17 protein-coding genes are annotated in these 24,732 nt (G+C 39.7%); 10 read left to right on the forward strand and 7 right to left on the reverse strand.

What is annotated here, in order from left to right:
• Positions 1–49 precede the first annotated feature (49 nt).
• From VIM94_RS04425 to VIM94_RS04465, 9 genes are all read left to right on the forward strand, one after another.
• Positions 50–2,770 carry a substrate-binding domain-containing protein gene (locus VIM94_RS04425; RefSeq protein ID WP_332038078.1) on the forward strand — a complete coding sequence of 907 codons (2,721 nt, stop codon included), beginning with the start codon at positions 50–52 and terminating at the stop codon, positions 2,768–2,770.
• Between the two features lie 241 nt (positions 2,771–3,011).
• Positions 3,012–4,358 carry a sugar porter family MFS transporter gene (locus VIM94_RS04430; RefSeq protein ID WP_332038079.1) on the forward strand — a complete coding sequence of 449 codons (1,347 nt, stop codon included), beginning with the start codon at positions 3,012–3,014 and terminating at the stop codon, positions 4,356–4,358.
• A 14-nt stretch (positions 4,359–4,372) separates the two neighbouring features.
• Positions 4,373–5,974 (forward strand): glycoside hydrolase family 32 protein, encoded by a 1,602-nt coding sequence (locus VIM94_RS04435; protein ID WP_332038080.1) that lies wholly within the window; start codon positions 4,373–4,375, stop codon positions 5,972–5,974.
• A gap of 72 nt (positions 5,975–6,046) precedes the next feature.
• A complete protein-coding gene (locus VIM94_RS04440; RefSeq protein WP_332038081.1) occupies positions 6,047–8,236 on the forward strand; it encodes a GH32 C-terminal domain-containing protein in 2,190 nt (729 codons plus the stop codon).
• A 16-nt stretch (positions 8,237–8,252) separates the two neighbouring features.
• Positions 8,253–11,297 carry a TonB-dependent receptor gene (locus tag VIM94_RS04445; RefSeq protein ID WP_332038082.1) on the forward strand — a complete coding sequence of 1,015 codons (3,045 nt, stop codon included), beginning with the start codon at positions 8,253–8,255 and terminating at the stop codon, positions 11,295–11,297.
• Between the two features lie 18 nt (positions 11,298–11,315).
• Positions 11,316–13,019 carry a RagB/SusD family nutrient uptake outer membrane protein gene (locus VIM94_RS04450; protein ID WP_332038083.1) on the forward strand — a complete coding sequence of 568 codons (1,704 nt, stop codon included), beginning with the start codon at positions 11,316–11,318 and terminating at the stop codon, positions 13,017–13,019.
• Positions 13,020–13,049: 30 nt separating this feature from the next.
• On the forward strand, positions 13,050–14,876 hold the full coding sequence (locus VIM94_RS04455; RefSeq protein ID WP_332038084.1) for a DUF5018 domain-containing protein: 1,827 nt from the start codon (positions 13,050–13,052) through the stop codon (positions 14,874–14,876).
• An 11-nt stretch (positions 14,877–14,887) separates the two neighbouring features.
• Entirely contained in the window at positions 14,888–16,045 is a 1,158-nt protein-coding gene (locus VIM94_RS04460; protein ID WP_332038085.1) for a DUF4960 domain-containing protein, read from the forward strand.
• A gap of 89 nt (positions 16,046–16,134) precedes the next feature.
• Positions 16,135–17,025: a carbohydrate kinase gene (locus VIM94_RS04465; RefSeq protein ID WP_332038086.1), complete on the forward strand. Its 891-nt coding sequence runs from the start codon at positions 16,135–16,137 to the stop codon at positions 17,023–17,025.
• 94 nt (positions 17,026–17,119) lie between these two features.
• On the opposite strand, the gene VIM94_RS04470 is transcribed toward VIM94_RS04465, so the two are convergent.
• On the reverse strand, positions 17,120–17,251 hold the full coding sequence (locus tag VIM94_RS04470; RefSeq protein WP_332038088.1) for a hypothetical protein: 132 nt from the start codon (positions 17,249–17,251) through the stop codon (positions 17,120–17,122).
• A gap of 526 nt (positions 17,252–17,777) precedes the next feature.
• Here VIM94_RS04470 and VIM94_RS04475 point away from each other — a divergent pair.
• Positions 17,778–18,143, forward strand: coding sequence for a hypothetical protein (locus VIM94_RS04475; RefSeq protein WP_332038089.1), 366 nt, complete (start codon positions 17,778–17,780; stop codon positions 18,141–18,143).
• 361 nt (positions 18,144–18,504) lie between these two features.
• Here the strand turns inward: VIM94_RS04475 and VIM94_RS04480 are convergent, their stop codons facing one another.
• From VIM94_RS04480 to VIM94_RS04505, 6 genes are all read right to left on the reverse strand, one after another.
• Complete coding sequence (locus VIM94_RS04480) at positions 18,505–19,491, reverse strand: YpdA family putative bacillithiol disulfide reductase (RefSeq protein WP_332038090.1); 987 nt, start codon at positions 19,489–19,491, stop codon at positions 18,505–18,507.
• Positions 19,478–20,140, reverse strand: a complete 663-nt coding sequence (rpe, locus tag VIM94_RS04485) for a ribulose-phosphate 3-epimerase (protein WP_332038091.1) — start codon at positions 20,138–20,140, stop codon at positions 19,478–19,480. Before rpe ends, VIM94_RS04480 begins: the two co-directional genes overlap by 14 nt.
• A gap of 42 nt (positions 20,141–20,182) precedes the next feature.
• Positions 20,183–20,587 (reverse strand): BLUF domain-containing protein, encoded by a 405-nt coding sequence (locus VIM94_RS04490; protein WP_332038092.1) that lies wholly within the window; start codon positions 20,585–20,587, stop codon positions 20,183–20,185.
• Positions 20,588–21,070: 483 nt separating this feature from the next.
• The gene (locus tag VIM94_RS04495; protein WP_011708302.1) at positions 21,071–21,934 is read right to left on the reverse strand and encodes a sigma-70 family RNA polymerase sigma factor; all 864 of its coding nucleotides are present in this window, start codon (positions 21,932–21,934) and stop codon (positions 21,071–21,073) included.
• 241 nt (positions 21,935–22,175) lie between these two features.
• Complete coding sequence (locus VIM94_RS04500; RefSeq protein ID WP_332038093.1) at positions 22,176–24,422, reverse strand: polyribonucleotide nucleotidyltransferase; 2,247 nt, start codon at positions 24,420–24,422, stop codon at positions 22,176–22,178.
• A 217-nt stretch (positions 24,423–24,639) separates the two neighbouring features.
• Positions 24,640–24,732: 30S ribosomal protein S15 (locus VIM94_RS04505; protein WP_332038094.1), on the reverse strand; the 93-nt coding region annotated here is incomplete at its 5' end.

The raw sequence follows: 24,732 nt of genomic DNA on the forward strand, positions 1-24,732 counted from the left end.
ACTCATAAAATAGATAGCGTAAAGAACAATTTTTTCCAAGTCCTTACCGATGGCCCAATTAAGAAAAATATCTCTCTTTTTTATAATACTGGCACTTTTTTCCTGTAAGCCTGAAAAAGAAACTGCCAACTTTAAAATAGGCTTCTCTCAAGCCATGACTACCGATAACTGGCGTAAACAAATGAATAGGGCAATGCAGGTGGAAGCGTCCATGCATCCAGAACTACAACTGGAAATAAGGGATGCTGGAAATGAAGTTCAGAAGCAAATAGAACAAATTGAAAGGTTTATTGAAGAAGGTGTAGATATTCTTATTGTTTCTCCTATCCAATCGATACCAATTACTCCGGCTATAGATAAGGCCATGGATGCGGGGATTTCAACTATTATTATAGACCGTAAAATCGAGGGCAGTAATTATACTGCATACCTGGGGGCCGATAATTTTGAAATTGGGTCCAATGCTGCACGTTATATACTTTCTGGTGAGGAAACCGGTGCTGAAATATTTGAACTCACCGGAGCAGAGGGTTCTTCTCCGGCTCATGAAAGAAGCAGGGGATTTAGAAGTATTATAGATTCCGTAAATAATTTTAAAGTCACCCATAGTATCAAGGGAGACTGGGAAAAAACTTCAATCACAAATGCCTTAGATTCCCTTTTTGAAGATGAAGTGGTTCCTGATATAATCTTCGCTCATAATGATAGGATGGCACTTGGAGCCTGGGAAGTAGCCAGGGATTACTCTCTTGAGGATCAGGTGAAAATTATTGGGGTGGATGGGCTCTTCGGGCCAAGTGGCGGAATTCAGTTAGTGAAAGAAGGTATCCTTGACGCCACAGTTCTTTATCCCACGGGTGGTGCAGAAGCTATTAAACTCGCTCAACATATTTTAGACGGGGATAGTGTTAGCAAAAATAATATTTTGCGAACGGTGATTATCGATTCGGTAAATGTTGGGATAATGCAAAATCAATTTGATAAAATTAACCAGCAACAAAACGATATCGCGCGACAACAACATACGATTAAGGAGCAAATCGCTACTTATAATTCCCAGAGTAACCTGGTGAAAATTATGATGGCACTTGCTGCTGTTCTCTTTTTCCTGATGCTTTGGAGTATTTACCTTCTTTATAAGAATAAAAAAAGCAAAAAAAGGCTGGAACTCAACAATCGTAAAATTATAGTGCAAAGAAACCAGATCGAAGATTTCGCTCAGAAACTAAAGGAGTCTAATGAAAGCAAGATCAATTTCTTTACCGCGCTTTCCCACGAGTTCAAAACACCACTCACTCTAATAACCAGTTCTATTGAGAATATCTCCAAAAACGCTTCAGGGAGCTTGAAAGCCTTTGATTATGAAACCAAATTGATAATCAATAACTCCAAACGCTTATTACGTCTTATAAATGAATTACTTGATTTCAGAAAACTGGAAGGAAATTCTTTCAGGTTAAAACCGGTAAAGACAAATCTCTACGATTTTATTGAAAATATTTATTCCGATTTTAAAAGTGAGGCCTTGCGGAAATCGATTAACCTGGAGCTTACTTCCAGTGCCAAATCTCCAATTGCTTATATAGACAGAGATATGATGGATAAGGTCTTTTTTAACCTACTTTCTAATGCCTTTAGGTTTACACCCAAAAACGGAAGTATAGCTATAAATATTTCTGAAACCGAAAAACTTATTGAGATCAGCATTAAAGATTCAGGCATGGGGATCCCGAAAGAAGAATATCAGCGCATCTTTGATCCATTTACACAGGCTACAAATAATGCGAAAGTGAGCTCAGGTTTGGGGCTCTATATTACTAAGCAGTTTGTTGAATTACATAAAGGGCATATTGGTGTTACTTCACGTCAAGGGGCTGAATTCAAGGTGTCCCTGCAGAAAGGTAAAGAACACCTGGCCGAATATCAGATTTCTGAAGAGGATTTAGCATTAAAAACAGATCATTCAGATGCGATTCCTATTGAGGAAGTAGAAAAACCGGAGTTCCCGCGCCCCTCAGCTGATGAAAACAAGGAATGCCTCTTGATTATTGAAGATAATCATGATCTTTCCCAGCTTCTTTATAAAAAATTCCATCCCTTCTACAGGGTATTTCTCTCTGACGGTACCGACGGAATTGAACAAGCCCTGGAAATAATTCCCGATGTGATTATTTGCGATTTGAATTTACCTGAAAAATCCGGTTTTGAAATCTGCCAGGAACTCAAGAACGATTTACGTACTTCCCATATTCCAACGCTTATTTTAACAGCTCTTAGCGACGAAGAATCAAGGTTAAATGCCCTGAAATCGGGTGCCGATATGTATATTACCAAGCCATTTAATTTTGAGGTGCTGGAGCAATCAATCATTTCGGTGTTATATAACCGGGAAAAATTGCGGTATTACTATACTAATAAAATCGATGAAATTAAAGATGAAGAATTCAACACTTCTGAACAAAATTTCCTTAAAGATTTGAATTCCTTGATCGAGAAAAATCTGGCCCAACCCAATTTTACCGTAGAAGATCTCGCACAGCAACTTCATATTTCCCGGGTCCAGCTTTACCGAAAAGTTAAAGCGATATTAGGAATCAGCATTAGTGAATACATCAATTCTCAGAAACTTGCAAAGGCTAAAAGCCTGCTTCAGGAGTCCAGCCTGAATATCTCTGAAATTGCCTATAAGCTGGGGTATTCTTCTCCCGGATATTTTTCTACCTCTTTCAAGAATAAATACGGGGTTTCTCCAAAACAATTCAGAAGTTAAGAAAATGTTACTTCTCGCCTTTTAATTCTGCTGAAATAAGGTAACAGAAATGGATAATATGTATCATATTTATAACTAAAACGTTATCGTTAAATTTTCTTTTTATTCGTAACTCATTGATTTTTAAATATTTATCTTTGTTATTGTACTCTCTTAACAAAATCGTAACTTTTTGAATAGATCTTAGAATTCAAAGGGCTATTATAAATATACTTTAGTAATCACGATAATAAGTTGAGATATGAACAAGATATTTGCCTGGTCTTTAAGTGCAGCCCTTGCTGGTTTTCTTTTTGGTTTTGATACGGTGGTGATTTCCGGGGCCGATAAACAACTTCAGGCACTCTGGGGGACCTCCGATGCCTTTCATGGTTCGGTAGTGATGGCGATGGCCTTATGGGGAACAGTAGTAGGAGCAATTTTTGGTGGGATTCCCACCAATAAATTCGGAAGAAAAAATACGCTTTTAATAATAGGAGTGCTTTATTTTATTTCGGCACTTGGATCGGCGCTTGCGAATGATCCTGTTATTTTTGCTGCTTTGCGGTTTATTGGCGGTTTAGGGGTAGGTGCTTCCACTATTGCAGCTCCCACTTATATTTCTGAAATAGCACCTGCAAAACACCGGGGAAGGCTGGTTTCTATGTACCAGTTCAATATAGTTTTGGGGATTTTAATCGCCTTTCTTTCTAATTATTTGCTAAGAAATACCGGGGAACAACCCTGGCGATGGATGGTTGGAATAGAGGCAGCTCCTGCCTTGATCTATTTCCTTTTTGTACTATTTATTCCCAAAAGCCCCAGGTGGCTTATCTCCAAATCGAGAAATTCAGAAGCGGCAAATATTCTGCAGTCTATAAATCCCGAAACTGACCTTAAGACAAAGATGCAGGAAATAAAGCAGCAATCTGAAACAAAGGTTTCTGGGGAAAATATTTTTATGAAAAAATATCGGTTTCCGCTTATACTGGCTTTTTTAGTTGCTTTTTTCAACCAACTTTCCGGGATAAACGCTTTTCTGTATTATGCTCCGAGAATTTTTGAGGAAGCCGGTCTTGTAGCAAGTACAGCTCTTCTAAGCAGCATAGGAATAGGGGTAGTGAATTTACTATTTACTTTATTGGGAGTTTTCTTAATCGATAGACTAGGTAGAAAACAATTAATGTTTATCGGTTCCATTGGCTATATAATTTCCCTGTCACTTGTGGCAGCCGCGTTTTTCCTTAATTGGGGCGGGTTATGGGTGCCTATATTTCTCTTCCTCTTTATTGCGGCCCACGCTATTGGTCAGGGGGCAGTGATCTGGGTATTTATTTCTGAAATATTTCCAAATCATTTACGGGCATCGGGACAAGCTTTCGGCTCTTCAACACATTGGGTGCTGGCGGCAATAATTCCGTCGCTCATCCCATTCCTGTTTTCCACTATTGGAGCGGGCTACGTATTTGCCTTTTTCGCCTTTATGATGGTACTACAGCTTCTTTTTGTAATCTTTATGATGCCAGAAACCAAAGGTAAATCCCTGGAAGAATTAAGCGAGGAACTGGCATTAAAAGATAACGGGGAATTTTCATATAAAAATCAATAATCAAAGTAGAAATCATGAAATATATTTATCAAAGCTTACTTTTCTTTTTTCTGGGAGGGATGCTCTTCACGTCTTGCAAAGATCGTGAAACCGAGAGGTCTTACTCAGGAAATGATACAGTAGTACAGGCCGACGAAGATTTCCGTCCCGATTTCCATTTCACACCAGAATCCGGATGGATGAATGATCCTAATGGTATGTTTTACCTCGACGGGACTTATCATCTCTTTTTTCAGCATAATCCCGATGATAATGTCTGGGGGCCTATGCACTGGGGCCATGCCACGAGTACCGATATGATAAACTGGGAGGAGCAGCCTATTGCCCTGGAACCCGATGAACACGGAACTATTTTTTCGGGTAGTGCCATTGTAGACCATCAAAATACCTCCGGCCTGGGAGACGGGGAAACCCCACCGGTTATTGCCATTTTCACTTATCACAATGCTGAAAGAGAACAAGAGGGAGAGGATGATTTTCAGACCCAGGGAATCGCCTATAGCCTTGATGCAGGAAAAACCTGGACCAAATATGAAGAAAACCCTGTCCTGGACAACCCGGGAATCAGGGATTTTAGAGATCCGAAAGTAATATGGCATGAGGAGGAAAAGAAATGGATTATGTCTTTGGCTGTTCAGGATCGAATCAGTTTCTATTCGTCTCCTAACCTTTTGGACTGGGAACACGAAAGCGATTTCGGACAAGACCTTGGAGGCCACGGCGGAGTTTGGGAATGCCCCGATCTTTTCAAAATGGAAGTAGATAACAACGGGGAAGAAAAATGGGTACTTTTGGTAAGCATTAATCCCGGCGGACCAAACGGCGGTTCTGCCACACAGTATTTTGTAGGAGATTTTGATGGTTCCACTTTTACTCCCGATGAATCTATTGCCAACATGGGAGCGGAGCACGACTATTGGTTAGACTTTGGAAAAGATAATTATGCCGGGGTAACCTGGTCAAATATTCCGGAAGACGATGGTCGCCACCTTTTTATCGGCTGGATGTCTAACTGGCAATACGCCAATGAAGTTCCTACCGAAACCTGGAGAAGTGCCATGACCCTTCCACGGGATCTTAACCTTAACCAACAGGAGAATACTTACCGAATTGTTTCAACGCCGGTACGTGAACTTGAAAAATATAGTACTGAAGGAATTTCAGAAAGTTCGGTTGAGATTGAGGACAGCACCAGCCTGGCCACTTCAGTAGATTTGGATTTAAGCAAAGCGGAAATACTTTTTGAAATCCCAGAATTGCAGGAGCAGGAATACACATTCTCTCTTAGCAACGATAAAGGAGATGTCTTGAAGTTTGGTTACGACCACGGGGAGGAAGAATTCTTTATCGATAGAAGTAATTCCGGATTAGTGGATTTCAACGAAAATTTTGCTAATAAAATATCTACTGCTCCCAGACTTTCAGATGCAAAAAATCTTAAAGTTCGTGCAATAATCGACAATATGTCTATTGAGCTTTTCTTTGATGACGGTCACACTGTGATGACCGAGATCTTTTTTCCGCAGCAGGCCTTTAATAACTTTTCTGCTGAAGGCGATCAAAATTTTGAAATAAACAATTTAAAGATTAACCAGTTAAAACATGATCAGGAGTAAGTCCTGGTACCAGAACCAGTAGGTTACTGCGAATGACCTTTAATTAATTACACATTTAAACCCATGAAAAAAATGATTTTTCTCTTACAAATATTCTTAGCGAGCACTTTGTTTGCTTCCTGCTATGATGACGATGTCGTATTTATAGATGAGATCGATAGCCTAAGAATCGAAAAACTACTGGAATTTAATTTTGATGAATCATCTGACGATTCCGTAACAGAAACTTCAACCGGGGAGACCTTTCCTGTTGAAGGAAAATCGGTAAACCGAATGGAAGGAGTATCGGGAAATGCCTTATTCTTTGATGGATTGAGCAATGAAATAAATGGCCAGATTGATTCCAGTCTGCTTCCCGATGATGAAGTAAGCATTTCACTCTGGGCTTCGCCGAGATCTTTTCCCGTAGGAACTGCAGCTATGCTTGCTATGACCTCAGAAGGGTCTGAGTCGGGTATAATGGTAGGGCTGAACAAGTTTGGACAAATCGTGGTGCAGTATTTTGTAGATGGTTCCTTTGCGGAAACCGTAAGCACCACCAGTATTCCAAGAAACCGTTGGAGCCATATTATCGTTGGAATTAGTCCGGCTACCCAATCGGTGAATATATATCTTAATCAACAACAAATCACTTCAGGTAGCGCCCCATCAGGTTCAATTACATGGCCATCGGGCAATACTCCTTTCAGTATAGGAAAAAATACTATGGGTGAATCTCTGGGAGATTTTGAAATCGATTTCTATTCTGGGGCTCTTGATGAAATCCAGGTTTACTCCGGCAGTGCTACCCCTGCTGTTGCCGAATTCATTGGCGAACAGTATGGTACTCCCGGTGAAGTAGATTACAACCTTGGAATCGACTATTCCGGAGACCCTCACCGGCCAATCTATCACCCTATCCCCGATTATGGCTGGACAAATGAATCTTATGGCCTGGTGTACCTTGACGGTACTTACCATATGTTCTTTCAGAAAAATGAAGTTTTCCTCGGTATCGCTCAACAGAACTGGGGACACTTAACCAGTCCTGACCTCGTAGACTGGGAAGAACAAGATGCTGTTTTATGGCCTACTGAAGGATGGGATCAGGCCGGGATCTGGTCTGGTGACGCCATAATTCTGGAGGACGGTACTCCTGCCGTGATTTATACAGGGGTAGACGGAAACCGTGCGGGAATGGGAACCGCGTTTTCTTCAGATAATTACCAAACCTTAGAGAAAAACCCTAACAACCCGGTTATCGCCGCTGCCCCGGAAGAGGTAGATCTCGATTTTCGTGATCCGTATGTGATCCATAAAGACGGTTTATACCACATGATCATTGGTAGCGGAATTGCTGCAGAAGGAGGAAACGTGGTTTATTATACCAGCGAGGACTTTGAAGACTGGACTTATCAGGGAATCCTGTTCCAGGGAGATATCAACCAAGGCCAGGGAGAATTCTGGGAAATGCCTGTATTACATGAAGTTTCTGATGGAAGATTCATTCTCCTGGTTCAGAAAACCCCAGACAACACCTCTCCGGCAATCACTTTTTACTGGACCGGTAGTTTCGAAAACGGTGAATTCATCCCTGAATTTGAAACGCCTAAATACCTTGAGGTTGTAAATGGTTTCCTTTCGCCCGCAGTATCTATTGATGCAGATGGCAGAACGACCGCAATAGGAATTATTCCCGATGAAGTTTCGCCTGAATTTCAGCAGCAACAGGGATATGCTCACTTATTCAGCGTTCCACAGGTTTGGACTTTAGACGATGAAGGAACGATCCTTATTGAACCTCACCCTAATTTAACCGATTACCGTGGAGAACAGGTAAATCTTGGAACTGTAAATCTTGAGCCAGGTGAAGAGGGGAATATTGACTTTGCCGGAAAATATTTTGAAATGAACGCCACTTTCGATACTGGTACTGCCAGCAGGTTTGGTTTCGTTTTAGGAAAATCTGAAACCAGTGGGGAAGAGTACAGGGTGTATTATGATTTCACTACCCAGGAATGGGTAGTAGATGCTTCAGAATCTTCAACTTCTGATTTGGTAAGAAGAGATGTGCGTAGAGGAGATTTCAATCTAAGTCCGGGAAGTACCGTAGAAGTTCAAGTCTTCGTAGATGGATCTGTTTTGGAAGTATTTATTGACGGTAAGTCACACTTTACTGGAAGATTCTTCCCGGAAAGTACTGATGCCAACGGTGTAGATCTTTTTGTTGAAGGAGGATCTGCTAATGCCGAGGTTATCATTTACGAAATTGAAAATAATTAAATCAGCCCGCTTATATATGAAAAATTATATCTTAATATTAATTCTATTTTGTTCTCTTCACGGGTTTGCCCAAAATAGGCAGATATCCGGAACCGTTACCGATGAAACTGGCTTAACCGTACCAGGTGCCAGTGTATTGATTAAAGGTACCAATCGGGGAACAATGACCGATTTTGATGGGAATTTTGAATTAGCCGTAAATGAGGGTGAAATTCTTGTGATATCCTTTATTGGATACCTCACTCAGGAAGTCATTATCGATAATCGTAATACTTACAATATCGTATTGCAGGAAGATGTATCTCAGTTGGACGAAGTAATTGTGACTGGATATACCACAGAAAGGAAATCTGATATTGCCGGAGCAATTACGGTGGTTGATGTTTCTGAACTTTCTCAGGAATTCAGTCCTAATATCTTAACTTCTTTGCAGGGTCGGGTTCCGGGGATCCAGATAAATTCTGGAGGAACCCCAGGAGGTAATGACTCTCAGATATTAATTCGAGGATTAACCACCGTAAACTCCGGTTCGAGCCCTCTTTGGGTAGTAGATGGGGTGCAAACTTTTAATCCTTCTTCCTTGAATCCAGATGAAATTGAGAGTATCCAGGTCCTAAAAGACGGAGCCTCAGCTGCTTTATATGGCACCTCTGCCGCAAACGGAGTAATTGTAGTTACTACAAAAAAAGGAAAGGAAGGAATGTCTGAATTTTCAATTAAGTCGGAGACTACTTTAAACATGCTAAGAGATGACATAGACGTTTTGAATGCAAGGCAGTGGGCCGATGTTTATTACCAGGCACGTGCCAATAGTGGAATTTCTGGAAATTATAACATGCTTACCGATAACGGAAATGGCTTTGATATTCCTGAATTTCTTGATGACGAGCAACTCCTACGTGCTTCTGATACCGATTGGGTGGATGTAATTATTGATAATTCTTTCTCCTATAATACTGATGCAAATTACCGCTACGGGGATGAGAACATACAGTTATTTACCGGAGTTAATTATACCAAGGATAATGGGATTCAGAAATACACCTATTACGACAGGTTTAACGCCAGGTTAAATACCACCTTTGAATTTTGGGATGATCGCATAACCATTGGTGAGAACTTCCTCTATTCAAATTTTAATGAAGTCCAGGCCAATGAATTTGAAAATGCTATTTTGCAAAATCCCTTATTACCGGTTTACACTGAAAACGGCACCTATATGGCGCCAGTAATTCAGGATAAAGCTAATTCCCTGGCCAATCTTTGGGCTAACCGTAAAAATCAACAACGTAATAATAGATTTTTAGGGAATGTTTTTGCCAATTTTGAGATTCTGGAAGGATTAAATTTCAATACTTCCCTGAACTTCGATTATGTTCGACATAATTTCGATACCCGCACTCAGCCTTTTGTGCAGATGAATCAGATCCCGAGTGTTTTTCGAAACATAGATGTAGACCAGATAGAGAATGAATTTTTCAAAACTATTTTCACAAGTTTACTTTCTTATGATTTCGAACTCGATAAACACCGATTTAACATTTTAGGGGGTATTGAGTTTACCAAAGAAGACGAAGATTTTCTCAATGATCGCATCAGAGGTGTGGATATCACCAATTACCCGGAATATATCGTAAGAACTGATGCTGAATTCCAAACCATAGAAGGTGCTGTTGAATACCGTAAGCAATCCCAGTTTGGATCATTAAAATATATTTTTGATGATCGCTATATTATTTCCGGGAGTATTCGCCGTGATGGTTCTTCAAGGTTTGGCCCCAACAATAAATTCGGAGTTTTTCCGGCAGCATCAGTTGCCTGGAATATGTCGAATGAAGAATTCCTTATAGATTCTGAAACTGTTTCTAACCTTAAATTAAGAGGTTCCTGGGGTGTAAATGGTAATGACCTTATCGGGAATTACCTTTTCTTAAGTGCTTTTCTGAATAACAATGTTGGAAACGTGATCGAGTTTTCAGATTATGATATCGATGGAGACGGTTTTGGTACCGTAGGAGGAATTCTTCAGGCGAGACAGGCCAATCCCGATATTCAATGGGAAGAAACCACCCAGTATAATGCTGGGTTTGATATCGGATTTTTTGCAAACAGGCTTTCCCTTAGCGCTGATTTCTTCGACAAACGAACCAAAAAGTTGATCCTGCAGCCAATTGCCCAGGCGATAACCGGAGAATCTGATCCGCCGACAATTAACGCGGGAGAGGTTTCTAATATTGGTTTTGAAAGTGTTTTGAGCTATCAAAGTAAGCGCGATAATGATTTCACCTTTGGAGCTGATCTTAACTTTTCTCATTACAAGAACAATGTGGAGTCTTTAGATACCGATAATAACTTTTTGCTGAACAATGCGGTAGCTATTACCCAACAAGGTTCACCAATTGCTTCTTTTTACGGCCTTGTTGCCGATGGGATATTTAGAACCCCTGAAGAAGTTGCTGTACATGCACGCCAGTCAGGAAAAGACCTGGGAAGGATAAGGTACAAAGATCTCAATAATGATGGGGTGATCAATAATGACGACCGGACCATAATTGGAAATCCACATCCCGATTTTATATACGGACTAAACCTAAATGCTGCCTACAAAGGTTTTGACTTTAGCGCTTATTTTGACGGAAAACACGGTCATGATATTTACAATACCCAAAGAAACCTTGGTGATTTCACCTACTTCAGTTTTAATTTTGGGAAGAATACCCTTGATGCATGGACACCAGAAAGAGCGAATTCCAATATTCCTGCTTTGAGTACAAATAACTCGAATAATGAAATTCAGCCATCAAGTTATTTTGTTGAAGACGGTTCCTATTTCAGATTAAAAAATATAACTGTAGGCTATACTTTTTCAGAAGATATTATAGGGCAGTTAGGCTTATCAAACCTGAGATTTTATTTATCGGGCCAAAACCTGGTTGATTTTACTTCTTTTTCAGGATTTGATTATGAAGTATCAGGTTTAGGTGCCGGGGGAATTGGGATAGCCGGTTATGGAATCCCGCATACCAAAACTATAAGTTTTGGCATATCTACAAATTTTTAATTCCATCTTATGAAAACAATGAAAAATAAATTAAAGCACATTTTAACCGTATTAGGGTTAATGTTGATCATCGGATGTGTTTCAGAGGATGATCTGAATGTTCTGGAAGAAAATACGATTTCTGAAGAGAACCTTGAACCCGAAGCACTGGTAATCGCTGCATATAGTGCTTTGGATTACCGATATAATACCGGAGATTTTAGAGATCTCTGGCCATTTGACCACGCGCCTTCCAATTGGGGAACTTCAGACATACGTTCTGGAGATGCCTATAAAGGTGGAGGTGGTACCGGAGATAATCCGGGTGGCGGCATGCACCAATTAGAAACTCATGACCTTTTTCCTTCCAGTGATAATGTATATAACCTTTGGAGATCGATCTACTTTGGAATAAAAAGAGTAGATACCGCTTTAAGATTTTTGACTGAACTGGAAGAAGGAGAATTCGACAAGCGTGATATCAGGCTTGGAGAATTATATGTTCTTAGGGCTCATTTCTATTTCGAAGCAATGAAAAACTTTGGTTCCATTGTTTGGTACGATGAAAATACGCCGGTAACCGAACTGAAGTCTATTCCTAATACCTTTGATGAGAATTTTATATGGGATAAAATCGAGGGAGATCTTAATAATGCCATTTCATTGCTTCCTGAAAGTCAACCTGATCTTGGCCGGGCCAATGCACTCGTAGCTCACGCGTATTTGGCAAAAGCACACTTATTCCAGGAAAACTGGCAGGGAGTGATTTCTCATACCAATATGGTAATAAACTCTGGTCAGTATAGATTGGTTGAGGATATCGAAAGATTATATTCTGAACCTGGTTACGGAAATCCTGAGAATATTTTTGCCATTCAATTTTCCATTAATGATGGTTCGCAATACGGGAATGTGAATTTCGGAGACCTTTTAAATTCACCAGACAGCCCTAATGATGATCCAAATCATCCTTACCTGAATGGAGATGATTTTCACAAGCCCTCGCAGAATTTGGCCAATGCTTATAAAGTAAATAACCAGGGTCTCCCTATGTTCAATACTTTTAACTCAGAGAATATTGATGAGGAAGATTTAGTAGATCCGAGATTAGACCATACCATAGGCAGACCTGGAATTACCTGGAAAGACTGGACCGCCATGTCTCAGCAACCCAATTGGAGCAGGGATGCCGGAACCTACGGCCTTTTGGTACGCAAAAAAAATATGATCTATCCGACTTCCGATGGAATGGCCTCTAATCCCAATGGTTTTCCCTGGGCTTTAGGAAATCTAGACTTTCCTTTAATCAAGTATTCAGATCTTCTTTTATGGAAAGCTGAAGCCCTCATTGAAACAGGAGATGTTTCTCAGGGGATTGAAATTATTAATGAGATTCGTTTGCGGGCGAAAAACTCTCCTTATGTGAAGGATTTCGAAAACCCTGCCGAGGATGCCGCAAATTATTTAATAAGTACCTATCCTACTTCTTTATCTCAGGAACAGGCTATTGAAGCACTGCGTTTTGAGAGAAGATTGGAATTAGCTAATGAGGGTCACCGGTTTTTTGACCTGGTGCGATGGGGAATTGCCGATAGCTATCTAAGTGAATATATAGCTACAGAACAGGCACGAAGGTCATACTTGTCGGGAGCTAATTTGGAGCCCCATGAATATTACCTACCTATTCCTCAAATAGAAATAGATGCCAGCGGCGGAGTTTACACTCAAAGACCCGGTTACTAATAAAACAAATCAAAATATAAAACTGATCAAATGAAATCATTCCAAAAATTACTTAAGATTACAATTGGGTTATTCCTGATATTACCCTTTGTAGTGCTGCATTCCTGTAGCGATGATGATAATTTTACCGATGTAGTGCCAGATTTTTCTCAGGCCATAATTCGGTCTTTCGAAGTAAATGGTGAATTTGCCGATATAGACCATACCTCGGCAACCATTTCCATGACCCTGCCTGCAGGCACAGATCTCAGCGCTGTTACAGTAGATATTCAAACTCCTCAGGGCACAAGCGTTTCGCCTGAATCCGGAAGTGTCTTGGATTTTTCCGAAGGTCCAGTTATTTTCACAACCCTGGCTCAAAATGGTGCAAATCGTGAATATACGGCCATGGTTGCTGCTTATGGGGATCCAAAAATTCTCAATTTTTCCATAGGTGAAAATGCGGGAGAAATAGACCATGAAGAAAATACTATCACGGTAAATATTGGTAGTGAGGATGGGGATATAAAAAGCTTAACTCCCAACTTTGTTATTCCAGAAGGAACAAGTGTAGATATTGCTTCAGGGGTTTCAAGAGATTTCTCAAGTCCCGTAGTATATACAATCACCTCAAATGATGGTTTTACGGCTGCTGAATACACGGTAACCGTGAATCAAATTGAAGGTCCAAAAATCAATTCTTTTGTAATTGGGGAAACAGAAGGGATCATAGATAACGAGAAGAATACCATCTATCTTTCTCTCCCCGGAGGAACCGATGTTTCCAACCTGAGCCCTGATATAACGGTTCCTGAAGGCCAAACTATATCTCCTGAATCTGGTGAAGAGGTAGATTTCACCGAGCCTGTGGAATATACTGTAACCAATACCGAAGACCTTACAAAAACCTATACGGTTACTGTTGAAGCCCAGGATGTAGAGGCTACCTACTACGCTTTCCTTGGAGAGCAGGACGATATCGATGCGCTGGTAGACGATGATGCCAAAGCAGCTGCCATCTGGATGAGAGATACTTATGGGGAGGATTTTAAATACGTGTCTTTTAGTGAAATTACAGCACAGAATATGGCGGATGTAAAAGTGGCGATGATCTATTATTTGACCCCTGCTGAAGATGTAGGTTATAGTGCTACGCCCGACAATGTTTCCACTCTCTTGCCTTCAGGATTGAGACCCGGAGGAACCAGGGCCCAGGCTTTGAAAAGCTGGGTGAGAGCCGGTGGCGATATGCTTATTGCAGGAGATGCAACTCCTCTCATCTTTTCGATAGACAGAGTGCCAGCCGATTTTTCAGCACCAAGGGAACCGGGGAATTATGTTTATTCTGAATTTGGTTGTGCCGGTTCTTCCGGTTGTGTAGATACAGGAAAACCAGCTGATGATATATGGGGACTTGGAATGAGGCCAGAAAACAATTCAGAAGATCGCAGAGTTCATCCAATTTTTGACGGATTAAGTTTCCAGAACGATGAATTTCTTGCGCTGCAAAATTCAGCAACCAGGGAAGTACGTTTAATCTGGTGGCAGCACTTCGATGGAATTCTTGACCCGGGCTGCTGTGGTCAGGATGCTGCTTTAGTATTTGAGCAGACCTTAAATGCTACAAAATTTGGAACCTTGGGGCACATAGGTGATGCCTTTGGATATGGGGCTGTTCTATGGAACAGGACCGATCAAAATACTCACGAAAGCTTCGACGATCAAATTTCAAATGATTTTAAAGGTTCTATCTTTAGTATCGAAAACACTATTGTAGGGTATGAGTGGGATTCAAATGGTACTACAAATGATTTTCAGTCTAACATAGAAACTTTTACAAAGAATATTCTTGATTACCTGTACAATCTTGAAGACTAAAACTAAAGCTCATGAAATATAAATTCAGCTATATAATTTTCAGCTTTTTTGCTCTGGCCATTTTACTGGGCTGTGAAGAAAGAGAAAATTTTGACGAAGATCTGAGCCCGGTGCTAAATTCTGTTACCACTTTACAAGGAAATGGAACCCGGGCGAATATAGACCATTTACAGGGAAGGATTAATCTGGTCCTTCCTCCAAGAACCGATATTACCAATGTTGAACTGGAGATTACAGCTCCTAAAGGGGTAGAGGTAAATCCTTCTTCGGGCACCACTTTAGATCTGTCTGAACGAGTAGAAATTACTTCAACCTACGGAAATTCAACCAGGAATTACCAGTTGATCACGAGGGTTTTACCCAATAAAATTGCTTTTCTGGGAGAACAGGAAACCTTTGCGGAACTTCTTGAAAATGCCGATGACGACATTGTTGCGGCCGCAGAATGGGTACAGGAAACCTATTCAGAAGATTTTGAATATCTAAATGCTGCCGAGGTAAGCTTTGAAGATCTTCAAAGTGTAAACGTGGTGGTTTTTTACTATGACCAGGTTGGAAGTTCTGAATTACCGGAAGTTTTTACCGAAGGCGGAGCCAAATCGGCTTTTATTCAGTATTTGGTTGAAGGTGGAAAAATGCTTCTGGGAGGTATGGCAACAAGTTTTGCTGAGACCATAGGAAGAGATCAAAGCGGTTTGTTGACTATCCAGGGCAATGGAGAAGGTTTTGATTCACCCGATACCTGGGCCATCGATGGGGGAGTTAACTTCATGAGTTCTAAAAAATCACATCCAATCTATACCTTTAATGAAGGATTAGTTGAAGAAAATGAAGAAGGTTATTTCCCCGTTATAGATGCCGGTTTCAGAGAAGACCATAACAATCTTTGGGACGCATCTTCTCTTCTGGGACCCGGTAATCAGCTTGGCCAGTTTAATGAATTTGATCGTCTTTATGGGGGTGAGGTCTTAGCTGTTTGGAGTGGTGTGACAGACGAGTGTTGCCCCGGTATTATAGAATTCAAACCTAAAACACCTTACGCCGGAACCATTATAGCAATTGGTGTTGGCGGTATGGAATGGAATATGAATGATGGGCGTACCAACGCTTACCGTGGAAATATTGAAGGTATATACCAGAATTCAATTGATTATCTGGGAACACTTTAGAATCTTCGAGGTTCATTTTAAGTAAATTAGCTATAAAACACGGGAGGTTATCCCGTGTTTTATTTATTAAACCTAAATTTTTAGATCTGATGAATAAGGAAATTAAAGCCGTCTGTTTTGGTGAAGTTTTATTCGATATTTTTCCTAATGGGGAGCGTATTGGAGGAGCTCCTTTAAATGTTGCTTCGCGGCTAAGTAGCCTGGGTATACAAACCGAAATGATAAGTAGTATTGGGAACGATGAAAGAGGAAAAAAAATTATATCCTATCTTCAGGATAAGAATATTTCAACTGGGAATATTCAAATCAAAGGAGAATACCAAACCGGGTTAGTAAATGTGACTCTTTCTGCAAGCGGTTCTGCCACTTATGAGATTGCTCATCCTGCTGCCTGGGATAAAATAGAGGTTACTGATGCTATAAAATCTTCTGTTTCAAATAGTAATGTATTTATTTTTGGAAGTTTAGTCTGTCGTGATGAAAAAAGTAAAAGCACCCTAATTGATCTATTGGAAATTGCCCGATATAAGGTGTTTGACATTAATTTACGACCTCCGTATTACGAAAAAAAATTATTGATCGACTTAATGGAAAAGGCCGATTTTTTAAAGTTCAATGATGATGAGCTTTTTGAAATAGCGGAAATGATGGACTCGAAATATAATTCCTTAGAGCAAAATCTGCATTTTATAGCCGAAAAAACAAATACTAAGAGCATTTGTGTAACTAAGGGTCGGCACGGAGCGGTTTTATTGTATAATGGTGAGTGTTTTTATAACAGTGGATATAAAATTAAAGTGAAGGATACCGTAGGTGCCGGGGACTCCTTTTTGGCAAGCCTAATTAGTGGTTTATTTCAGGGGAAAGGTCCACAATACAGTTTAGATTTTGCTTGTGCAATGGGTGCGCTGGTTGCAGCAGAAGAAGGCGCAAATCCAATTGTCTCTAATGCTAAAATAAGTGAATTTATGAATATTTAATTATTTGACTAGGAAGTGCTGATATTTTCATTTTCCTATTTATAATTTCAATAGGCTTTACCTATTTCCGTTTAGCTATAATTGAATTAATTATTTATGAATCGCGGTGAGGATTAGCTACTTTGGGGTTATGTTGAAATTCCTGCTTTTCCCAAAGTAATTTCGGGACAAGTTTTGCCACCTCTGGCTGGCGAGCTGTGCCGGTATACATTAAATTTCTGTACATTGCTGAAATAGAGAAAAAGTTCCTATTTATTTGCCAGTATATGGGGGTGTTCTTTGGTCTTATTTGCTTTAAAGCGAAAGGGCTGGTGATCGATGGAAGCTACCTGATAGTTTCCCTGTTTAGAATTAGATTTTTTAATCTGTTCTAAAGATATCAATCCTTCATTATTAAAATACTGTCTCTCACCCGGCCTCCTTTGCTATAATAAAAAAACTTTATTGGATAAGCCCCGGCCTACAACAGCTTCAATACTGTGCTTTATGAATACATTCAATTTATTTTTTGAAGAAATAGGAATAAGGTACAAAAGCCTCTTAGTATAAAGTTAAGGTCTAAATTTTGAAGGCCCGGGCTCTGGACTGTTAGAGCAAGAGGCTCAGGTTATAGGCGTATTTATCTATTGAAGTTTTGACGGAATAATTTAGAAATTTTTAGAAATGTGCGTTAAACTAGGCATAAATTGTTTTTCACTCCGCATTGAACCCATAATTTTACTCCAGAATCTAACACCTAAACTAATATAATTATGGCTTCTTATTTAAATGAAACTGAAATCAAAGCTTCCCTAAGGCAGCTCGTAAAGCAATACATTGAAGAGTGTGAAGATTGTGGTAGCCTTTCCGAGGAGTTTATAAGCCTTATTAAACATAACTTTTTGGCAAAATACGTTTACTATAATAAGGAGAAAAAACATATTGAAATTGGGATCGATGAATCCAATTCCCCGGAAACTTATCCCGAAATAAAAGTGTATAAATTCCCGGTAAAGAAAGCATCAGAATGGCTCGATAGGTCTTTTAAAAACACGAGAGGAGATATGGAATTTTACGGAAAACTCTTAAACCGTAATGAAATCTTAAGTTCATCGGAGGTTATCCTGATGAGTAGATGATACCTTTTTTTGCCCCAACTAAAAGCGATTTTTAAATATACTTTGAAATCGCTTTTTTTATTCTATTAGGGAGATTTAGAACTGGCAGAAGCTTAGATTTAAAAGGCTTCAGCAGCATTCAGTAACTTATTAACCGGCCTTGGTTTAGCCCGAAGAAAATGCTGATCAGGGTTCTTGGTTTAAGAAAGATGATTCAAGCAATGATTTCATCCTGAGCGAATTCAGTGGCATGATTCAGGAAAAAATAGAGGGGGAATTATCAGAAAATGGAAGAAGATTGTTGAAAATTTAAGAGTTTAGACAATAGACGTAAAGGGGAGCACACCCTTAAGTGATAAAATATTCTTTAGAAAATTTATAGCTATTCCTTTTTCTTATTGGCCAGGTCTTCCATGATCATTTTTGCGTGAACCCTTGAATTTTCTATAAACCATTTATGTGTTTCTACTCCGCCACAAATAACACCGGCCAGGTAAATACCTTTAACATTAGTCTCCATGCTTTCTTCATTATATTGAGGAATTTTTCTTCCGTCATCTGATAGCTTAATTCCTATATCTTCCAGAAATTCAAAATTTGGTCTGTAGCCTGTTAAAAGCAAAACAAAATCGTTTTCAAGAATAATTTCTCCCTCAGGACTGCTTATAACCACTTCATTTTCTCTAATTTCCTTGAGATTTGACTTGTAAAAAGCCCTGATGCTACCTTCCTTAATTCGGTTGATTATATCGGGGCGAACCCAGTATTTTACCCGTTCGCCAATATCTTCCTTACGAACTATCATACTAACCTCTCCACCTTTACGATAAATTTCCAGTGCAGCATCTACCGCCGAGTTGCTTGCGCCAACCACAACAGTTTTTTGCGTAGCATAATAATGTGGATCGTCGTAATAATGTGCAACTTTAGGAAGATCTTCTCCGGGAATATTCAGATAATTGGGGATATCGTAAAAACCAGTCGCTACGACCACATTTTTGGTCCTGTAGGTATTTTTTGGTGTATGAACCATATGCAGATTCTCCTCGGGGCTTTCTACCGAAACCACCTTTTCAAATAATTTGATGTTCAGTTTATTTGAAGTTGTAATTCGTCTGTAATATTCAAGCGCTTCAGCTTTTACCGGTTTAGGGTTATTACTGATGAAGGGAATATTGTCCAGCTCCAATTTTTCTGAAGTAGAGAAAAATGTCATTTTAGTAGGGTAGTGGTACAACGAATTTACAAGGCATCCTTTTTCCAGAATGACGTATGAAAGTTGTTTTTTTTGTGCTTCAAGTCCGCAGGCAATTCCTATGGGACCACCACCAATAATAATAACATCAAAAATATCCTCAGGAGTTTGCAAGTAGTTTTAGGTTTTTAATGGTTTCAATTTGATCTTTCGCCTTAAAAACAAAGCTCCCGGCAACCAATACATCGGCACCGACTTCAATTAATCGGGCAGCATTCTCATCGGTTACGCCCCCATCGATTTCGATTAGCGTGGTAGCATTGTGGGTGATGATTATTTCTTTTAGGCGCTGTACCTTTTTGTAAGTATTTTCAATAAAACTTTGTCCTCCAAATCCCGGATTAACACTCATCAAACAGACAATATCTATGTCCTTAATGACATCTTGCAATAAATCTACACTTGTATGTGGGTTAATAGCCACTCCTGCTTTCATGCCTTCCGCTTTAATCGCCTGGAGCGTGCGGTGCAAATGCGTGCAGGCTTCATAATGTACCGTAAGGTTATCTGCTCCCAGTTTAGCAAATTCGCCGATGTATCTATCAGGATCCACTATCATAAGATGAACATCGATGGTTTTCTGGGCGTGTTGGTTGATGGCTTTTAATACCGGCATGCCGTAAGAAATGTTCGGAACAAAAACACCGTCCATAATATCTATGTGAAACCAATCTGCCTCACTTTGATTTACCATTTCAATATCACGCTGGAGATTGGCAAAATCTGCAGCAAGAATAGATGGTGCAATAAGTTTTTTTGTCATCGTAATTGTGTTGTTCTGGCGGCAAAAGTAAGAAGAATATAACTATTTGTAACTATCTATAAAAATTGAGAGGACTTCTTTAACTACTTTTTGAGAACTTTCGTCAAGGCTTTGTATGTGATATAAATAGTCCTGTATTTTGTCTGGATTATGTTTATTTGCAACAAAATCTACTTGGTACTCTTCAAATTTCTTCTTAGTAATTTCTTTGCTGAATATTTTGATAATGTTAGAGTGACGCGGATCTTTTTTTATTTTTTCAAACAGTTCCAAAACAATTTCCTTTTCCCCTTCGAGTACCTGAAAAAAATTCCCTTCAGAAAAAAGGAGAATTCCGGTTATTTGTTTCTGCGTATTGGTTTGCTTTGAAACTTCAAGCAGCCTCTTAATTTCCTCTCTGCTTAAGTTTGTATTTGCGTTGCTCACATAGCATATTGCATATCTCATATCATATATATGAATTTAATTCAACTGTTTTCCAAATGTTTTTAGCCCCCGCCACGGGGCCAAAATAAACGCTTAAAAGGTTAATAAAGGAACTACCTCTAGGCTTCTATCACGGGAGCAGGTTCATTTTATAGTTAAAAATCCAATTGCTAGCAATCTCAAATATAGTTAAAAGGATTGAAGTTTAAATTGCCATGTTCGGCTTGTATGATTTTCGCAGGTATAAGCTGGTGTTTTATTGGAATTCGTTCTTTTGCACCTTTTTTTAATTTACAATAAAGGAGTTATTCTTTTAGGGTTTTAGATACAGTATATCCATCGGTAATTATATAAAAATGCTTGTAGGGAAGGTCTTAAAGTAAGCCGGGATTAGGTAAAAAAAACCCCGGGTCATCACGCCGGGGTCATTCATCAATCAAAAAACGAACAGTTATATTAGTAACCGGTAATCAGCCGGTATTAACTGTTGTCATCTTAAATATTTTAACCTAAATAAGTTTTCAGGATCTTGCTTCTTGAGGTGTGTTTTAATCTTCTAATGGCTTTTTCTTTAATTTGTCTAACTCTTTCGCGTGTAAGATCAAAAGTCTCGCCAATTTCTTCGAGGGTCATTGGATGCTGGTCTCCCAAACCAAAGTACAAACGAATAACATCAGCTTCACGCGGAGTTAAGGTTTCTAAAGCACGCTCGATCTCGGTTCTAAGCGATTCGTGTAGTAATTCTTTATCAGGATTTGGAGATTCACCGGAACGCAATACATCGTAAAGGTTAGAATCTTCACCTTCCACCAAAGGAGCATCCATAGATACGTGACGCCCGGAATTCTTCATAGATTCCTTAACATCATTAATCGTCATGTCCAGCTCTTTCGCAATTTCTTCAGCACTTGGTGGGCGCTCATGAGATTGTTCTAAGAAAGCAAAAGTTTTGTTGATCTTATTAATAGATCCAATTTTGTTCAATGGTAAACGTACAATACGTGATTGCTCGGCCAGTGCCTGTAGAATAGACTGGCGAATCCACCAAACAGCATATGATATAAATTTAAAACCACGGGTTTCGTCAAAACGTTTAGCAGCTTTAATCAATCCTAAATTTCCTTCGTTAATAAGGTCGGGTAGGGTTAAGCCCTGATTTTGATATTGTTTTGCCACAGAAACAACAAAACGAAGATTCGCTTTTGTTAATTTCTCCAAGGCACGGTCATCACCCGCTTTAATTCGTTGCGCTAATTCTACCTCTTCATCGGCAGTAATCAAATCAACCTTACCAATTTCTTGCAAATACTTATCCAGCGAAGCAGTTTCACGGTTTGTTACCTGCTTCGTAATTTTAAGTTGTCTCATCTATCGTCTCCTTGGATTTTAAATTATGAATAGCTCTTGTATTAGTTTATACGCAAAGAGTAGTCGAAATGTTACAAAGAACCTTAATAAATTTTATTTGGGCGTTTCCCTACGGGCCGGGCTTTACATTGCAAGTCCTCGCTTGCTCCGCGCGCTGTGGGCTTTTCACTGCAATCCCTAACGCAAAAAAAATCCCCGAAAAAAATTCCCGGGGATTTCACTTTAATATACCTCAGACATATTAGTTGTCCCGGCGATCTCTGTTGTCTCTGCCACGGCGGTCATCACGACCACGGTTGTCACGAGAACCACGATTATCACGACCTCTGTCGTTACGATCGTTATCTCTTGGTGGTCTTGATTGATAACCTTCAGGCTTTTCAAGCAAAGCTTTTCGGGAAACTTTTTCTTTTCTGGTTTTTGGATCTACACCAAAGTATTTCACTTCAATAACATCCCCTAGATTTACGATATCGGTAACATTATCGGTGCGTTCCCAGGCCAATTCAGAAATATGAAGCAACACCTCGTTGCCAGGGGCATCAAGATATTCTACTACAGCTCCAAAATCAAGAACTTTGATTACTTTCACCTTATAAGTAGCACCTTTTTCAGGCTTAAAGGTGATAGATTCAATTTTGGCAAGAACTTTATCAATACCATCCTGATCGGTACCAAGAATTTCAACAATACCTTCTTCGGTTTCAGGATCTTCGTTGATCACGATCTCGGTTCCGGTTGTTTTTTGAAGTTCCTGGATTACTTTTCCTCCAGGTCCAATTAATGCACCAATAAATTCATTTGGAATTCTTCTGGTGATAATTTTTGGAGCGTGAGCTTTAACGCTTTCACTAGGAGCAGCAATGGTTTCGGTAAGTTTTTCAAGAATATGCAGTCTACCTGCACGAGCTTGTTTTAGTGCTTTAACTAAAATCTCATAAGGAAGTCCTTTTACTTTAATATCCATTTGGCAGGCGGTAATCCCGTCGGCCGTTCCCGTTACTTTAAAGTCCATATCTCCCAGGTGATCTTCATCACCAAGAATATCTGAAAGTACAGCGTGACGCTCACCATCAGAGATTAATCCCATTGCGATACCTGAAACCGGTTTTTTCATTTGAATACCAGCGTCCATCATTGCCATAGTTCCGGCACAAACAGTAGCCATAGAAGAAGAACCATTAGATTCCAAAACTTCTGAAACAATTCTTACTGTATATGGGTTGTTTTCAGGAATCATACCTTTTAAGGCACGTTGTGCCAGGTTTCCATGTCCAATTTCACGTCGTGAAGTACCTCTTATTGGGTAAGCTTCTCCGGTACAGAAAGGAGGAAAATTGTAATGAAGGTAGAATTTTTCCTCTCCCTGGTGGGTTGGCATGTCGATAGTATTCGCTTCTCTGGAAGTTCCCAAAGTTACAGTTGCCAGGGCCTGAGTTTCCCCACGGGTAAAGATAGCCGAACCGTGAACCGATGGTAAGTAATCGATTTCACACCAGATAGGTCTGATCTCGTCGGTTTTTCTACCATCAAGACGAACACCTTCTGCAAGAGTAAGTTCTCTTACTGCTTCCTTTTCGGTTTTACTATAATATTTTTTGATCAGCTTTTCATTTTCTTCTAATTCTTCTTCAGAAAATAAAGCCAAAACTTCTTCTTTTACAGCAGCAAATGCTTCGCTACGTTCTTTTTTACCGTGACCGCCTTTAGCAATCTCATAAATTTTATCGTAAGCAGTATCGCGAACTTTTTTCTCAATATCTTCTTTCTCCTCAGCAGTGGCATATTCCCTAACTGGTTTTTTGCCAAAAGCTTCTGCAAGACGTAACTGAGCGTCTATTTGTTTTTTAATGTGTTCGTGAGCGAATTGGATGGCATCTGCCATTTCTTCTTCTGAAATCTCCTTCATTTCACCTTCTACCATCATCACAGAATCTGCAGAAGCACCAATAATCATATCGATGTCTGAATCCAGTAACTGGCTTCGGCTTGGATTGATCACAAATTCTCCGTTTATTCTACCTACACGGGCTTCAGATATAGCGGTTTCAAAGGGAATGTCAGAAAGTTGAATAGCTGCTGAAGCAGCTAGTCCTGCCAAAGCATCTGGCATTACTTCTTCGTCGTGAGACATTAACTGGATCATCACCTGAGTTTCAGTTCTATAATCTGATGGGAATAATGGACGTAACACCCGGTCTACGATTCTCATCGTTAAAACTTCACCATCACTTGGTCTTGCTTCTCTTTTGAAGAAACCTCCGGGGTAACGCCCGGCAGCAGCAAATTTTTCACGGTAATCTACGGTTAATGGAAAGAAATCCATGGTGCTTTCTTTGTAAGAAGAAACAACGGTACACAGCAGCATGGCTTTTCCCATTTGCACAACAACCGACCCGTGGGCTTGTTTTGCTAATTTTCCGGTTTCGATCGAGATCTCTCTTCCATCTCCAAGATCGATAACCTCTTTAAATGTTTGTGGAATCATAATAAAAATTTCAAATCAGGCCGTAGTATCAAGGCCTGTGTTAAACAATGGTCTCCGTCTTTCAGGACGGTCTGGTTGTGTTGTTGTGTGTAGTTGTTGCAGACCAATGAAAAACTACCTTTCGCTCCGGACAATATTGGAGCTACAGGGTGACAATTTAAGGCAATTTACAAATTGCTTCTATATAAAAAAAGGGGGCGTAAAGCCCCCTCGAAATTTATTTTCTTAATCCTAATTCCTTAACGATAGCACGATATCTCATAATATCTTTCTTCATTAGGTAATCAAGCAGGCTTCTTCTCTTACCTAC

The sequence above is a fragment of the Salegentibacter sp. genome (assembly GCF_036568425.1).
In the GTDB taxonomy this organism is placed as follows: domain Bacteria; phylum Bacteroidota; class Bacteroidia; order Flavobacteriales; family Flavobacteriaceae; genus Salegentibacter.

Excerpts from the sequence above, each read along its gene's own strand:
- VIM94_RS04425 (WP_332038078.1), top strand. The coding sequence starts at position 50 with ATGGCCCAATTAAGAAAAATATCTCTCTTTTTTATAATACTGGCACTT.
- VIM94_RS04430 (WP_332038079.1), top strand. The coding sequence starts at position 3,012 with ATGAACAAGATATTTGCCTGGTCTTTAAGTGCAGCCCTTGCTGGTTTT.
- VIM94_RS04435 (WP_332038080.1), top strand. The coding sequence starts at position 4,373 with ATGAAATATATTTATCAAAGCTTACTTTTCTTTTTTCTGGGAGGGATG.
- VIM94_RS04440 (WP_332038081.1), top strand. The coding sequence starts at position 6,047 with ATGATTTTTCTCTTACAAATATTCTTAGCGAGCACTTTGTTTGCTTCC.
- VIM94_RS04445 (WP_332038082.1), top strand. The coding sequence starts at position 8,253 with ATGAAAAATTATATCTTAATATTAATTCTATTTTGTTCTCTTCACGGG.
- VIM94_RS04450 (WP_332038083.1), top strand. The coding sequence starts at position 11,316 with ATGAAAAATAAATTAAAGCACATTTTAACCGTATTAGGGTTAATGTTG.
- VIM94_RS04455 (WP_332038084.1), top strand. The coding sequence starts at position 13,050 with ATGAAATCATTCCAAAAATTACTTAAGATTACAATTGGGTTATTCCTG.
- VIM94_RS04460 (WP_332038085.1), top strand. The coding sequence starts at position 14,888 with ATGAAATATAAATTCAGCTATATAATTTTCAGCTTTTTTGCTCTGGCC.
- VIM94_RS04465 (WP_332038086.1), top strand. The coding sequence starts at position 16,135 with ATGAATAAGGAAATTAAAGCCGTCTGTTTTGGTGAAGTTTTATTCGAT.
- VIM94_RS04470 (WP_332038088.1), bottom strand. The coding sequence starts at position 17,251 with ATGTACAGAAATTTAATGTATACCGGCACAGCTCGCCAGCCAGAGGTG.
- VIM94_RS04475 (WP_332038089.1), top strand. The coding sequence starts at position 17,778 with ATGGCTTCTTATTTAAATGAAACTGAAATCAAAGCTTCCCTAAGGCAG.
- rpe (WP_332038091.1), bottom strand. The coding sequence starts at position 20,140 with ATGACAAAAAAACTTATTGCACCATCTATTCTTGCTGCAGATTTTGCC.
- VIM94_RS04490 (WP_332038092.1), bottom strand. The coding sequence starts at position 20,587 with ATGAGATATGCAATATGCTATGTGAGCAACGCAAATACAAACTTAAGC.
- VIM94_RS04495 (WP_011708302.1), bottom strand. The coding sequence starts at position 21,934 with ATGAGACAACTTAAAATTACGAAGCAGGTAACAAACCGTGAAACTGCT.
- VIM94_RS04500 (WP_332038093.1), bottom strand. The coding sequence starts at position 24,422 with ATGATTCCACAAACATTTAAAGAGGTTATCGATCTTGGAGATGGAAGA.